Genomic DNA, 14,314 nt, shown 5'->3' with positions numbered 1-14,314 from the left:
CATCAACCTGAGTGCTACAGAGTGGCGCTAAACCCCGGTGAAAATCAGAGACATCTACCCTCTAAGTACGGTGGGGCTTATAAAGTTTTTTATCAATGCTCGCGATAGATTGCTCTGGAGTAACGGATTACTGACTTCCGGAGAAATCATGCTTAATTCTATCCGTACCTCTGGCCGGTCGCAGCGCCGAGGCGGCCAAAGAGATCCGCGAGCTGGTGGAGAACACCGTGCACTGTGTGAGTGCCGGGGTCCGGCAGGTACAACAGGCCAGCAATACCATCCAGGAAGTGGTAGACAGCGTCTCATCGGTTACCGTAATGATGAGTGAGATCAGCCGTTCGGCGCAGGAACAGACGACGGGCATTAACGAAATTAATCAGGCGGTGGCGCAACTCGACAGCATGGTGCAGAAGAATGCGGTGCTGGTTGAAGCCTCTTCGGCCTCTTCCGGGGCGTTGCAGAAACAGGCGACCGAGCTGGCTCAGGTGGTGGGACAGTTTAAGATTTAAGTGGATGATATAAAGGGTGAGGGCCTGGCGTGATGGCGGGCCCTTATTTTGGTTAATTGCGAATTAGCGTGGAATGTTTGAAAGCGGAAGCTAAAAACCGGCAGAATATGATGATGTGGTGGGCTGTTCCGTTCACTTTACGTAACTGCTTCTCTGTGGATTTACAGCCGGTGAACGGGCCAGGGGGGCTCAGTCGCCACCCCCCTGGCGACCCGGGCTCTCCGGCGGTAAAAAACGCCGCTGGCGCGGCCCCCTCCGCCTATCACTCTGGGCTTTTCGGACCGGGCGAGAGTCGCCTTCCCTGGCGACCTCGCCCTGGAGCGACGTCCCTGTCGCTCCTCCGGCCCTCCGTGAACGCTCCGGCGTTTTTTAAGCCGGGAATAACACCCTCATCGCTTCACGCTGTTTTCTTTAATAACGCCGACAATGCTTTTCCTGATTAATTTGGGCAGGAGATGAAAGGCAGCAACACTCCCCCGGCTCAAAAATGCCGACGGGATTCCGGCTCTCAGGGACGCTCCGCAGGGATGCGGGGCGAGGGAGCGCCTTACAGGGACGTTACATCGCGCCCGGTCCCGTTAAGAGAGCCGGGAGCACGGAGGGGACCCGAAGGGCATTTTTTTCGCCGGGCGCCGGGGGTTGTCAGGGGGCCGGACGCGTAAGGCCCCCTGACCCGTTCACCGGCTCAGCTATCGACATAAGCAAAATCATCTTAAGGTGAACGGAACCTTCTCCTGCGCTACATATTCACCCGGAAGATGGGGCAGTCACCGATAACTTCAGCTTCACGCTAAAGCGCGATGGCCCCCTTTTTATACATTAGCGAAAAATCACCTGCGCCCAACGGGCCAGTCCGGCGGTAACGGAACCAAAATCGTCCCCGCCCTCGATGGGAATATGGGGCAGCAGGGCGCCCAGCGCCTGGCGAACCAGCGGCGAACGGGCGCTGCCGCCGGTCAGATAGATGACATCCGGCATCTCGCTGCCGGACTCCAGCGTCAGAGTGACCTGCTCCAGAATGCGCTGCAGCGGCTGATTCAGCGCTGCCTCCATCCCCTGGCTATCGATATCGGCGATAAGCGCATCGCTGATAAAGTCAAGGCGCGTCGCAATCCGTGCGGTATCCGACAGCGCAATCTTGCTCTCTTCGGCGCAGCGCACCAGACGATAGCTCAGGCGCTGGCGCCAGACCGTCAATAGCCGTTCAACCTGTTGGGGCTGACGGGCGTCGCGCACCAGGTCTCTCAGTAACCGCCCGCAGGCCGGACTGTAGAAGTCGCTCTGGGCGGGTAGATCGTTGATAGCCACCGCGTTCCACCAGGGTAGGGTCGGCAGGGCGATGCCTTTTTCCGTTTCGCCGCCCATGCCCAGCAGCGGCATCAGCTGCTTAAAGGCCAGCGCGATATCCAGATCGTTACCGCCCACCCGGCAGCCGCTGTGGCCGAGCAGCGAGGCGTCGCGATCCCGGGAATTCAGCCACTGGGGTCCCATCAACAGTAGTGAACAGTCGGTGGTACCGCCACCGATATCCACCACCAGCACCCGTTGCTCATGGCTCAACGTCGCTTCAAAATCCAGCCCGGCGGCGACCGGTTCATACTGGAATGCCACCTCGCCAAAACCCGCACGCTTTGCGGCACGATCCAGAATGCCCTGAGCCTGAGCATTCGCGTCATCGCCGCCCAGCCCCTGGAAGTTGACAGGGCGGCCAATGACGGTGGCGGTGATTTCCTGGTCCAGGTGGGCCTCTGCCTGCTGGCGAATATGCAGCATCATGGCGCAGACCAGATCTTCAAACAGGGCTACCTGCTGTGGCTTCAGGCCGCTGGCACCCAGGAAGGATTTCGGTGATTTAACGAACCAGACCTCTTCCGGGTCGTCCATATAAAGGTCCAGCGCCGACTGGCCAAACAGCACGCTGGCGGGGGTAATAGCGATGTCTTCTTCGCGGTTATAGCTCATCGCGCGCTTAAGCAGCGCCTGGCCTTCGTTGCTACCCGGAGAGATTTGGTGATGACGCCACAGCCATTCGCTGATGCCTTCGCGGGTGGGGGCGCAGATCATTGACGCCAGCAGATTCCCCTGGGGCGTCAGCGGCAGCATTTCAGGGATGCCGTCGCGCATCACGGCCATTGCGCAGTTGGCGGTGCCATAGTCAAAACCGGTAAGCATCGTTAATTCCTGGTCGGGTCTCGAAGAAGGGGGGCGACTTTAGCGAAATGTCCGACATCCGGCAATATTTCTGGCGGGCTTGCCGCGGAATAAAAAAGCAAAGCGTCAGGCTACGCGGCCCGTTATGCTGAATCAAAGAACATGGAGATTGAGGAGCCGTTATGCTGACGCTGGAGCTAAATTATACGCCCCCCTACGACTGGAACTGGATGCTGGCCTTCCTGGGCGCGCGTGCCTGCGCAGGGCTGGAGTTAGTCACGCCAGAGCGTTATTGCCGCAGTCTGTCGCTTATGGGGCATAGCGGGCTGTTGACCCTGGAGCCCGATACGGCGCGCCATCGGTTGCGGGTGGGGCTAACGCCAGGGCTGGCGCCGGTCGCGCGTCAGGTGAGTGAACGTATAGGAGGGTTGCTGGATCTGGCGCACGATCCGGCGCCGACCCTGGCCGGACTGGGCCCGTTGGCGGCCAGCCGCCCCGGTCTGCGCCTGCCGGGGTGTATCGATCCTTTCGAACAGGCGGTGCGCGCCGTGCTGGGGCAACTGGTGAGCGTGGCGATGGCCGCGAAGCTGACCGCCAGAGTGGCGCAAACCTTCGGCGAGCCGCTGCCGGGGAATCCGGGCTGGCATCTGTTTCCTGAACCCCGGCGTCTGGCTTCTCTGGCGGCGGAACAGCTGCGGCCGCTGGGCATGCCGCTCCAGCGCGCCCGGGCGATAATTCATATCGCCGCGCTGTGCGCTGCCGGGGAATTCCCGCTTGAACGACCGGCATCGGTGGAGCAGGGGATTCGCCAGCTGATACAGCTGCCAGGCATCGGGCGCTGGACCGCCAGCTATTTCGCTCTGCGCGGTTGGCAGGCGCCGGACGTGTTCCTGGCGGATGATTATCTGGTGAAGCAGCGCTTTGCAGGAATGACGCCAGGGCAGATTCGCCGCTATGCCGAACGTTGGCAGCCGTGGCGCAGCTATGCGCTGTTGCATATCTGGAACAGCGATGGCTGGTTAGCCGCCTGATGGTTTTGTCTGGTATCAAATGCGTGAAATCCCTATAATTGCGGCGGCGGGCATAAGCGCGCTACCTTTCTTAACTTATCCTGACTGTTCAGGGTTTGCGCTGTAGCGGGTTCACAGAGCTAACCTGAGCCAGGAAGGACATATTATTCAGTGAATCAGGTCGTTTAATTTATGACTGACAAGTCTCATCAATGCGTCATCGTTGGGATCGCCGGCGCATCGGCATCAGGGAAAAGTCTTATCGCCAGTACGCTCTACCGTGAGCTGCGCGATCAGGTTGGCGATGAACACATTGGTGTTATTCCAGAAGATTGTTATTACAAAGATCAGGGTCACCTCTCCATGGAGGAGCGGATTAAGACCAATTACGACCACCCCAATGCCATGGATCACAATCTGCTGTTTCAGCATTTGCAAATGCTCAAGCAGGGGAAAAGTATCGAATTGCCGGTTTACAGCTATGTGGAGCATACCCGTACTCAGGAAACCGTCCATTTCGAACCGAAAAAAGTGATTATTCTGGAGGGGATTCTGCTGCTGACCGATGCGCGCCTGCGCCAGGAAATGAACTTCTCGATTTTCGTCGACACACCGCTGGATATTTGTCTGATGCGTCGTATTCGTCGCGACGTGAATGAGCGTGGTCGCTCTATGGACTCGGTAATGGCACAATATCAAAAGACGGTGCGTCCGATGTTCCTGCAGTTTATCGATCCTTCCAAGCAGTATGCGGATATTATTGTGCCACGCGGGGGTAAAAACCGCATTGCCATCGATATTCTGAAGGCCAAAATCAGTCAGTTTTTTGAGTAAAATCGCCCGAGGGGGCGGCATATTGTGCGCCCCTTCCGTCCGACTTAAGGAGAATAAAAGATGCGTCTGTGCGATCGTGATATCGAAGCCTGGCTCGATGAAGGCCGTTTAGCCATCACGCCGCGCCCGCCGGTGGAACGGATTAACGGCGCGACCGTTGACGTACGCCTGGGCAATAAATTCCGCACCTTCAGCGGTCACACGGCGGCGTTTATCGATCTGAGCGGTCCGAAGGCCGAAGTTAGCGCGGCTCTGGATCGGGTCATGAGCGATGAGATTGTGCTGCCGGAAGGAGATGCCTTCTACCTGCACCCCGGAGAGCTGGCATTGGCGATAACGCTGGAGTCGGTGCGCCTGCCGGACAACCTGGTCGGCTGGCTGGATGGCCGCTCGTCGCTGGCGCGTCTGGGGCTGATGGTGCACGTGACCGCTCACCGTATCGATCCAGGCTGGCAGGGCCATATCGTGCTGGAGTTTTACAACTCTGGAAAACTGCCGCTGGCGTTGCGCCCCGGTATGATTATCGGCGCCCTGAGCTTCGAACCGCTGTCCGGGCCTGCGGCAAGGCCTTATAACCGACGCCAGGACGCGAAATATCGCGACCAGCAGGGCGCCGTTGCCAGCCGTATCGACAAGGATTAGTTGGAACGCACGCACATTTGAGGACGTAATGAGACGATTTCTTACCACGCTGATGATACTGCTGGTCGTACTGGTTTCCGGTCTTACCGCGCTGGTGGTGATGGTGGATCCTAATGACTTCCGCAGCTACATGGTAAAGCAGGTTGAACAGCGCAGCGGATATCAGCTGAAGCTTAACGGCCCGTTACGCTGGCACGTCTGGCCGCAGCTCAGCATTCTCTCGGGGCGGATGTCGTTAACCGCGCCGGGTGCCAGTCAGCCGCTGGTCAGCGCGGATAATATGCGTCTCGATGTCGATCTTCTGCCGCTGATTTCTCATCGTCTGCAGGTCAGTCAGGTGATGCTGAAAGGGGCGGTGATTCAACTTACGCCCCAGAGCGAGGAGCGACGCCCGGCGGATGCGCCGGTGGCTCCAGGCTCCACCCGGGCGCCGGGGGATGAAACCCGGGGTTGGTCTTTTGATATCGGTCGCCTTGAGGTGGCCGACAGCCTGCTGGTGTTCCAGCACGGCGATGATGAACAGGTGGCGGTGCGCGGCATCAATCTGCAGATGGAGCAGGATGAGCATCACCGCGGTCAGCTCTCCTTTAGCGGGCGCATCAACCGCGATCAGCGCGATCTGACGCTGTCGATGGATGCAAGTCTGGATGCCAGCGACTATCCCGAAAATCTGAGCGCGAATTTCACCCGCCTGGAGTACCAGCTCCAGGGGGCCGATCTGCCGCAGCAGGGCATCAGCGGGCAGGGGAGCTTTAAGGCGCTGTGGCGAGAGCCGGAAAAGCGCCTGAGCCTGAACGACTTTTCCATGACCGCCAACGATAGCACGCTGCGCGGCGCGCTGAGCGTCGTATTGAGCGAGCAGCCGGTCTGGAAGCTGGATCTGGCATCGGATAATCTGAATCTGGATGCACTGATGGTCCGCGCCAGCGCAGATGGAACGCCCGTCACCAACCAGCAGGGGCAGAGCCGGGTGCGTCCGCGACCGGTGATTGCCAGTAGCGGTGACGAGCCCCAGTACAGTTTGCTGCACGCTTTCAGCGGCGAGATTGATCTGAAGCTTGCCGGTCTGCGCTGGCGCGGTCTGAACTTTAGCGATGTCGCCAGCCATATGGTCAATAACGGCGGCGTGCTGAATATCGATAAGCTGGAAGGACGGCTGGGTAACGGGAAGATCTCGCTGCCGGGCAGCGTGGATGTTCGCAGCGACGAGGCACTGGTCAACTTTCGGCCTCAGGTAGAAAATATCGAGATGGCGCCGCTGCTGACGGCCTTCGATTATCCGCTGGCGGTGTCGGGCCAGCTTTCGATGTCCGGCGAGTTTTCCGGCAGCCAACTGGATGCCGAAGCCTTCCGCCATAACTGGCAGGGGAAGGCCAGCATTGATATGCGTAATGCCCGGCTGCAGGGCATGAACTTCCAGCAGCTGGTTCAGCAGGCGGTGACCCGTGAGAATAACGATGTTTCGGCGCAGCAGGAGTATGAAACCGCGACGGTTATGAACCAGTTTCACTCCAGCGCCTCGCTGGATAAGGGCATTCTGACGCTTGAGAAAATGGCGGGCAGCTCACAGGTGCTGGCGCTGGAAGGTAGCGGCACCCTGGATCTCGCCAAAGAGCTGTGCGACGCGCTGTTTAACGTACGGGTGATTGACGGCTGGGGCGGCGACAGCGCGCTGGTGGAAACCCTGAAACAGACGCCGATCCCGCTGCGTATCTATGGTCCATGGAGCCAGTTGAACTACAACCTGCAGGTAGACAGAGGGCTGCGCAACCACTTGCGCGATGAAGCGAAGCAGCGTCTGAAAGAGTGGGCGGAGCGTAATAAAGAGAGCCGTAAAGGGCAGGATCTGCAGAAGCTGTTGAAGGATATGTAGCTCACCCCTCACCCCTCACCCTAACCCTCTCCCCAAAGGGGAGAGGGGACTGGCTGGAGACTCCCTCGCACACAAAGGGGAGAGGGGACAGGCTGGAGACTCCCTCGCACACAAAAGGGAGAGGGGACTGGCTGGAGACCCTCTCGCACACAAAGGGGAGAGGGGACTGGCTGGAGACCCTCTCGCACACAAAGGGGAGAGGGGACTGGCTGGAGACCCTCTCGCACACAAAAGGGAGAGGGGACTGGCTGGAGCCCCTCTCGCACACAAAAGGGAGAGGATCCGGGTTATTGCGGGTTTTCTCCCTCTCCCTCCGGGAGAGGGCCGGGGTGAGGGGGCACAATCAACACCTTCTGCACCCGATGACTTTCCACTTCCAGGGTGCGTAACAGATAGTCACCAACCTGAACCTCTTCACCAGACGAGGGAACGTGCTGTAGCAGCTCCATCAGCAGACCCGCCACGGTGTTATAGTCGCGCTTATCGCTGAGCGGCAGAGGTACATAAAGCACCAGATCGTCCAGCGGCATATGACCGTTCACCGTCCAACTGCCGTCCGGGTTAGCGGTAATATCGTGACGGGCGTCGATCTCTTCGGCCTCATTAGGTAGATTACCGGCAATGGTCTCGGTAATATCGCTTAGGGTCACCAGCCCCTCTACCGAACCAAACTCATCCACCACGAAGGCGAAATGGGTGTGAGCGTTACGGAACTGCTCCAGCGCCGGAAGCAGCGTCAGGGTTTCCGGGAACACCAGCGGCTGGCGCACCAGCGCCCGCAGGTCCAGCGCCTCCCCACGCAGCGCCTGCCCCAGCAGGTCGATAACGTGGACCACGCCCAGCAGATTATCCTCACCGCCGGTGACCACCACCCGGGTGTGCTGGTTTTTTTCCAGCAGGGCACGGATTTTATCCATCGGGTCGCCCAGATCGATATATTCGATATCGTGGCGCGAGGTCATAATGCTGCTGACGGTGCGCTGATTCAGATTCAGCACCCGGCCTATCATCATGCGCTCCTGAGGATCGAAAATCTCTTCTGTGTTTTCCTGGGCGGCCACCAGCGCGTCGCCGTCGAGTTCTCTCTCTTCCTTATTACCGCTCAACATGCGCATGACCGCTTCGGCGGTGCGCTGGCGTAGCGAATAGTTGGCCGACAGAAAGCGGCGGCGGTTAAAATTCGCCAGCTGATTAAGCGCCTCAATCACCACCGAGAAGCCGATGGCGGCATAGAGGTAGCCTTTGGGAATATGGAAGCCAAAACCTTCCGCCACCAGGCTAAAGCCAATCATCAGCAGGAAGCTCAGGCACAGGATCACGATGGTCGGATGGTTGTTAACGAAGCTGGTCAGGGCCTTGCTTGCCAGCATCATCAGGCTGATGGCGATGATCACCGCCGCCATCATCACCCCAAGGTGGTCCACCATTCCGACGGCGGTAATGACCGAATCCAGCGAAAAGATGGCATCCAGCACCACAATCTGGGCGACCACGCTCCAGAATTTAGCGCCGCGTCGCTGGCTGGGCGCTTCCTGGTCTTTGCCCTCCAGCCGTTCATTCAGCTCCATGGTGGCCTTGAACAGCAGGAACAGCCCGCCGAACAGCATAATCAGGTCCCGGGCGCTGAAGCTCAGCGTCCTGATATGGAACAGCGGTTGGGTCAGGGTGACCAGCCAGGAGATAGAGGCCAGCAGCACCAGGCGCATCAGCATGGCCAGCATCAGGCCGGTAATTCTGGCCCGGTCGCGCTGGCGGGGAGGAAGCTTTTCAGCAAGGATGGCGATAAACACCAGGTTATCGATACCGAGCACCAGTTCGATAACGATCAGGGTGACTAACCCTGCCCAGATTGAGGGATCGGCGATCCATTCCATAGGGCGTTGGCTACCTTCATAACGTATGACGAATGTCACATCGTAATCCTGGTGAGCGATGATGCCAAATGCAATTATATACTGCGATTAATCTTAAACGGAGAAGGGCGGTCATTTCATAATCACCCGATAACCAGATAATTACCATGAGGAATTATTAAGTGAACAAGGGGGCTGCTATAGGTAACTGTCTTAATACCAGTGAGAATTTACTGGGAAATATCTGTTAATTATGGTTGATGTATATGGCGCTGCTTAATGTCAATATAAAGAAAATCCTAAAACCAAAAAATTGCGCAGTTAATATTATTCTTAAAAACGTGATAACCGCGACCTGTTAACTTGCCTGGTAATAAGTTAGCTGCAACAATCGATTTCAGCGTTTGGCGATTAACGTTATGGCATGGATTAAGTTTGCTCGGTTATTTCTCTATTGAGTAAATTATGTTCATTATTTTGCCAACCTGGGACTTGTCCTGGAGACTGGCAGCTAACGCGGTATAAACAACAACTTACTGACTCTCAGTTGATTGGTAGCTGTAAAGCCAGGGGCGGTAGCATGTCCCTTAACCGGTCAATTAGCCCACTTATTCTGTCAATAACTTACGCTTGATAAGGCCAATTTTAGGAATGATTCCATTTATATTCCAGTGCCAAAATCCGCATTCTTTATCGGAACTTTAGCGTAGCGACGATTATTATTTTCAGGATAATGACTCTGCCATAGTGATAAATATTCAATGATGAAATCCAAACTAAAATTGATGCCATTATTGGTGTCTGTGACCCTGATGAGCGGCTGTACCATATTGCCCGGGAGCAATATGTCGACGTTCGGCAAAGATGTTGTCAAACAGCAGGATTCAGATTTTGATGTTGACCGGATGGTAAATGTTTATCCGTTAACGCCAAGGCTGGTGGAGCAGCTGCGTCCGCGTCCTAATGTCGCGCAGCCGAATGCGGGACTGGAACAGGAAATCGCGGGTTATCAATATCGTGTCGGTCCTGGGGACGTGCTGAACGTCACCGTCTGGGACCACCCGGAACTGACCACCCCGGCGGGTCAGTATCGTAGTTCAAGCGATACCGGTAACTGGGTCCAGGCCGATGGTTCGGTGTTCTATCCCTATATCGGTAAGGTCCACGTCGCAGGCAAAACCCTGGCGGAGATTCGCGATCAGATTACTGGTCGCCTTGCCTCCTATATCGCCGATCCCCAGGTTGACGTGAACGTCGCGGCCTTCCGTTCCCAGAAAGCCTATATTTCCGGCCAGGTTCAGAAGTCTGGCCAGCAGGCGATCACCAACGTGCCGCTGACGATACTGGACGCCATTAACGCCGCGGGCGGCCTGACCGAAAACGCCGACTGGCGCAATGTGGTACTAACCCACAACGGTAAAGAGCAGCGCATCTCTCTGCAGGCGCTGATGCAGAATGGCGACCTCAGCCAGAACCACTTGCTGTATCCGGGCGATATTCTCTACGTACCGCGTAATGACGATCTGAAAGTCTTCGTTATGGGCGAAGTGAAGAAACAGAGCACCCTGAAGATGGACTTCAGCGGTATGACCCTGACCGAAGCGCTGGGCTCGGCGGAAGGTATCGATATGACCACCTCCGACGCCACCGGCATCTTCGTTATCCGTCCGTTGAACAACGACCGCAACGGCAAGATCGCCAGCGTCTACCAGCTGGATATGTCCGACGCCACGTCGTTGATTATGGCGACCAACTTCCGTCTGCAGCCTTATGACGTGGTTTATGTCACCACTGCACCGGTGGCTCGCTGGAACCGTCTGGTCAGTCAGCTGCTGCCGACCATCAGCGGTGTCCGCTATATGACCGATACGGCTAGCGATATTCATAACTGGTAACGCCTTATGTTTAACAAAATACTTGTGGTTTGTGTGGGGAACGTCTGCCGTTCCCCCACGGCAGAGCGTCTGCTCAAGAACTATCAGCCCGGACTCACGGTGGAGTCGGCGGGACTTGGCGCGCTGGTTGGCCGGGAGGCGGATGCCAGCGCTCTGGAGATCGCCCGCGCGCACGACCTGTCGCTGGAGGGCCACTGCGCCCGCCAGGTCACCGGCAAAATGTGCCGTGGCTACGATCTGATCCTCGCCATGGAAAAGCGTCATATCCACTCGCTGTGCGAACTTGCCCCGGAAATGCGCGGCAAGGTGATGCTGTTTGGGCACTGGGATAACGAGCGTGAGATCCCTGACCCCTTCCGCAAAAGCCGCGAGGCCTTTGAAGCGGTATACGACCTTCTCGACCTTTCTGCCCGTAAGTGGGCGCAAGCACTGACAGCTCAGCAGGGATAACAATGACAGAACAAGTAAAACATTCTGCCGCCTCGACTGAGGGCAATGATGAAATCGATATCGGCCGCCTGATTGGTACGGTCATTGAGGCCCGCTGGTGGGTGCTGGGGACCACCGCGGTCTTCGCGACCATCGCTATCGTTTACGTCATGTTCGCTACGCCTATCTACAGCGCGGATGCGATGGTACAGATAGAGCAAAACTCCACCAGCTCGCTGGTCCAGGATATCAACAGCGCCCTGAACAGCAAGCCCCCCGCCTCCGAGGCGGAAATGCAGCTGATTCAGTCGCGTCTGGTGCTGGGCAAGACCGTAGACGATCTCGACCTGGATATCGCGGTTGAGAAGAACCACTTTCCGCTGTTCGGCGCCGGTTGGGACCGTCTGATGGGCCGTCAGGATGACACTGTAAAGGTCACCACTTTTAATCTGCCTGCAGGCGGAGCAAAGCAGACCTGGACCGTGGAAGTGGTGGATGACACCCACTATCTGCTGAGCAACGACGACGGCTTCAGCGCCCGCGGCGAAGTCGGCAAACCGCTGAACAAAGATGGCGTGACCATGAAGATAGACGCCATTCACGCCTCGCCAGGCAGCGATTTCACCGTGACCAAATACTCCACGCTGGGCATGATTAAATCGCTGCAGGGTAACCTGAGCGTGACTGAAAGCGGTAAGGATACCGGCGTGATGACCCTGACCTTCACCGGTGAGGATCGCGATCAGATTCGTGACATTCTGAATGCCATCACCCGTAACTACCAGGCGCAGAACATCGAGCGTAAATCGGCTGAAGCCTCACACAGCCTGAAATTTCTCGATAAACAGCTGCCGGAGGTGCGCGGCCATCTGGACGAGGCGGAAAACAAGCTTAACGCCTACCGTCAGAACAAAGATTCCGTGGATCTGCCGCTGGAGGCCAAATCGGTACTTGATTCGGTGGTGAATATCGATGCCCAGCTTAACGAACTGACCTTTAAAGAAGCCGAAATCTCCAAGCTGTATACCAAACGCCACCCGGCCTACCGCACTCTGCTGGAAAAACGTCGGGTGCTGGAAGATGAGAAAGCGAAGCTGAATTCGCGTATCAGCGATATGCCGCAGACCCAGCAGGAGATCGTGCGTCTGACCCGCGACGTGGAGTCCGGTCAGCAGGTCTATATGCAACTGCTGAATAAACAGCAGGAGCTGAAGATCACCGAAGCCAGCACCGTGGGTAACGTGCGTATCGTCGATCCGGCTATTACCCAGCCGGGCGCGGTGAAGCCGAAGTCGGCGCTGGTGATTCTGGGCAGCATTATTCTGGGCCTGATGCTGTCGATTATCGGCGTACTGCTGCGCGCCATCCTGAACCGCGGTATCGAAAGTCCGCAGGCGCTGGAAGATGCGGGCCTCAACGTTTATGCCAGCATCCCGCTTTCCGACTGGCAGAAAGAGCGCGATACCGTTAAGACCATCAAGGGCGAGAAGCGCTACAAGCAGAGCCAGCTTCTGGCGGTGGGCAATCCGACCGACCTCGCCATCGAGGCGATCCGCAGCCTGCGTACCAGCCTACACTTCGCCATGATGCAGTCCAGCAATAATGTGCTGATGCTTTCCGGGGTCAGCCCCTCCATCGGTAAAACCTTTGTGGCGGCCAACCTGGCGGCGGTGATCAGCCAGACCAATAAGCGGGTGTTGCTGATCGACTGTGATATGCGTAAAGGCTATACCCATGAACTGCTGGGCACCACCAATGCCCATGGCCTGTCTGACCTGCTGGTCGGGCAGGGGGACATTGCCAGCGCGGTTCAGAAAACTTCCATTCCGGGCTTTGACCTGGTACCGCGCGGCCAGGTGCCGCCGAACCCTTCCGAGCTGCTGATGAGCGAGCGTTTTGAAGCGCTGGTGAAGTGGGCCAGTCAGCACTACGACATGGTGGTTATCGATACCCCGCCGATCCTGGCGGTGACCGATGCCGCCGTAGTGGGTCGTCTGGCGGGCACGACGCTTGTGGTAGCGCGTTATGCCATGAACACCCTGAAAGAGGTGGAAACCAGCGTCGGTCGCTTCGAACAGAACGGCATCAAGGTTCGCGGCGTGATTCTGAACTCCGTCTTCCGTCGGGCTTCCGGCTACCAGGACTATGGCTATTACGAGTATGAGTACAAGTCAGAGAGCCGCTGAGTTTCTGCCCGAACGCCAGGGCATCAGTGGGGCCGCGCTTTGGGGCGGCCCTGACGGCAAATATGATTTGAGGAAAAGATAAAAAATGGTCAATCAAACGCGTCCTCTGGTTTCAATCTATATGCCTACCTGGAATCGTCAGCAACTGGCCATTCGCGCCATTAAATCGGTGCTGCGCCAGGATTACGATAACTGGGAGATGATCATTGTCGATGACTGCTCCTCCTCTTATGAGCAGTTGCAGCAGTTTGTGAGCGAGCTGAACGACTCCCGGGTGACCTACGTTCACAACGAGATTAACTCCGGCGCCTGTGCGGTGCGCAACCAGGCGATTCTGCAGGCGAAAGGCGAATTTATTACCGGAATTGACGACGACGACGAATGGACGCCGAACCGGCTCTCGGTGTTCCTGGAACACCGGCATCAGCTGGTGACCCACGCCTTTTTGTATGCCAACGACTATGTGTGCAGAGGCGAGGTCTATTCTCAGCCGGCCAGCCTGCCGCTATACCCCAAAACGCCGTTTACCCTAAAGCAGTTCTTTAAGCGCAATATTATCGGCAACCAGATCTTTACCTATACCAAACGCTTTCAGGCCAGTCTGTTCGATGTCACGCTGCCTGCAGCCCAGGATTACGACGCCTTCCTGCGCCTGGTGGTGGACAATGGCGCCCCCTGGAAAGTGGAAGAAGCCACCCAGGTACTGCACGTTAACCACGGTGGTTTAAAGATCGGCACCTCGCGCAAGAAATTTGCCGGCTACTTTAATTTCTATCGCAAGCATAAAGACAAATTCGACCGCGGCAGTCGTAAGTATCAGCTGTATACGCTGTATACGATTCGCAACAAGCGGATGTCCCTGCGTACCTGCATGGCGCTGCTGTCGCTGCGTAACACCAAGCGCATGGCTCAGGGCTTTATAGGGAAATAAT

General features: G+C 57.1%; 11 protein-coding genes. 9 read left to right on the top strand and 2 right to left on the bottom strand.

All coding sequences use genetic code 11. The features are described from left to right. Positions 1-155 precede the first annotated feature (155 nt). Positions 156-509, top strand: a complete 354-nt coding sequence (locus tag FEM41_RS21645) for a methyl-accepting chemotaxis protein (protein WP_138098326.1) — start codon at positions 156-158, stop codon at positions 507-509. Positions 510-1,328: 819 nt separating this feature from the next. On the opposite strand, the gene yegD is transcribed toward FEM41_RS21645, so the two are convergent. After that, the gene (gene yegD, locus FEM41_RS21640) at positions 1,329-2,681 is read right to left on the bottom strand and encodes a molecular chaperone (RefSeq protein ID WP_138098324.1); all 1,353 of its coding nucleotides are present in this window, start codon (positions 2,679-2,681) and stop codon (positions 1,329-1,331) included. 164 nt (positions 2,682-2,845) lie between these two features. On the opposite strand from yegD, the gene alkA reads away from it, so the two are divergent. The 4 genes from alkA (at position 2,846) to asmA (ending at position 7,019) form a co-directional block, all read left to right on the top strand. Continuing rightward, entirely contained in the window at positions 2,846-3,691 is an 846-nt protein-coding gene (gene alkA / locus FEM41_RS21635; protein WP_138099293.1) for a DNA-3-methyladenine glycosylase 2, read from the top strand. 171 nt (positions 3,692-3,862) lie between these two features. After that, positions 3,863-4,504, top strand: a complete 642-nt coding sequence (gene udk, locus FEM41_RS21630; RefSeq protein WP_138098322.1) for a uridine kinase — start codon at positions 3,863-3,865, stop codon at positions 4,502-4,504. A 60-nt stretch (positions 4,505-4,564) separates the two neighbouring features. Then, positions 4,565-5,146: a dCTP deaminase gene (gene dcd / locus FEM41_RS21625; protein WP_138098320.1), complete on the top strand. Its 582-nt coding sequence runs from the start codon at positions 4,565-4,567 to the stop codon at positions 5,144-5,146. A 28-nt stretch (positions 5,147-5,174) separates the two neighbouring features. Further along, positions 5,175-7,019, top strand: coding sequence for an outer membrane assembly protein AsmA (gene asmA, locus FEM41_RS21620; RefSeq protein WP_138098318.1), 1,845 nt, complete (start codon positions 5,175-5,177; stop codon positions 7,017-7,019). Between the two features lie 287 nt (positions 7,020-7,306). Here asmA and FEM41_RS21615 read toward each other — a convergent pair whose 3' ends face one another. Beyond that, a complete protein-coding gene (locus FEM41_RS21615) occupies positions 7,307-8,893 on the bottom strand; it encodes a TerC family protein (RefSeq protein ID WP_138099292.1) in 1,587 nt (528 codons plus the stop codon). A gap of 740 nt (positions 8,894-9,633) precedes the next feature. Between FEM41_RS21615 and FEM41_RS21610 the strand changes: the two genes are divergently transcribed. The 4 genes from FEM41_RS21610 to wcaA all read left to right on the top strand — a co-directional run bounded on the left by FEM41_RS21610 (position 9,634) and on the right by wcaA (position 14,313). Next, entirely contained in the window at positions 9,634-10,767 is a 1,134-nt protein-coding gene (locus FEM41_RS21610) for a polysaccharide export protein (RefSeq protein WP_138098316.1), read from the top strand. Positions 10,768-10,773: 6 nt separating this feature from the next. Further along, entirely contained in the window at positions 10,774-11,217 is a 444-nt protein-coding gene (gene wzb, locus FEM41_RS21605; RefSeq protein ID WP_138098314.1) for a low molecular weight protein-tyrosine-phosphatase Wzb, read from the top strand. Positions 11,218-11,219: 2 nt separating this feature from the next. Next, entirely contained in the window at positions 11,220-13,382 is a 2,163-nt protein-coding gene (gene wzc, locus FEM41_RS21600; protein ID WP_138098311.1) for a tyrosine-protein kinase Wzc, read from the top strand. Between the two features lie 85 nt (positions 13,383-13,467). After that, complete coding sequence (gene wcaA / locus FEM41_RS21595; protein WP_138098310.1) at positions 13,468-14,313, top strand: colanic acid biosynthesis glycosyltransferase WcaA; 846 nt, start codon at positions 13,468-13,470, stop codon at positions 14,311-14,313. The last annotated feature ends 1 nt before the right edge of the window (position 14,314 follow it).

It is taken from the genome of Jejubacter calystegiae (genome assembly GCF_005671395.1).
GTDB lineage: Bacteria > Pseudomonadota > Gammaproteobacteria > Enterobacterales > Enterobacteriaceae > Jejubacter > Jejubacter calystegiae.
The sequence above is the reverse complement of the archived record's forward strand: the minus strand, read 5'-3'. Positions and strand labels throughout refer to the sequence as shown.

Bases quoted from the DNA above. Each gene is read 5' to 3' on its own strand.
- wcaA (WP_138098310.1), top strand. From the start codon at position 13,468: ATGGTCAATCAAACGCGTCCTCTGGTTTCAATCTATATGCCTACCTGG.
- wzb (WP_138098314.1), top strand. From the start codon at position 10,774: ATGTTTAACAAAATACTTGTGGTTTGTGTGGGGAACGTCTGCCGTTCC.
- udk (WP_138098322.1), top strand. From the start codon at position 3,863: ATGACTGACAAGTCTCATCAATGCGTCATCGTTGGGATCGCCGGCGCA.
- asmA (WP_138098318.1), top strand. From the start codon at position 5,175: ATGAGACGATTTCTTACCACGCTGATGATACTGCTGGTCGTACTGGTT.
- dcd (WP_138098320.1), top strand. From the start codon at position 4,565: ATGCGTCTGTGCGATCGTGATATCGAAGCCTGGCTCGATGAAGGCCGT.
- yegD (WP_138098324.1), bottom strand. From the start codon at position 2,681: ATGCTTACCGGTTTTGACTATGGCACCGCCAACTGCGCAATGGCCGTG.
- FEM41_RS21615 (WP_138099292.1), bottom strand. From the start codon at position 8,893: ATGGAATGGATCGCCGATCCCTCAATCTGGGCAGGGTTAGTCACCCTG.
- wzc (WP_138098311.1), top strand. From the start codon at position 11,220: ATGACAGAACAAGTAAAACATTCTGCCGCCTCGACTGAGGGCAATGAT.
- FEM41_RS21610 (WP_138098316.1), top strand. From the start codon at position 9,634: ATGATGAAATCCAAACTAAAATTGATGCCATTATTGGTGTCTGTGACC.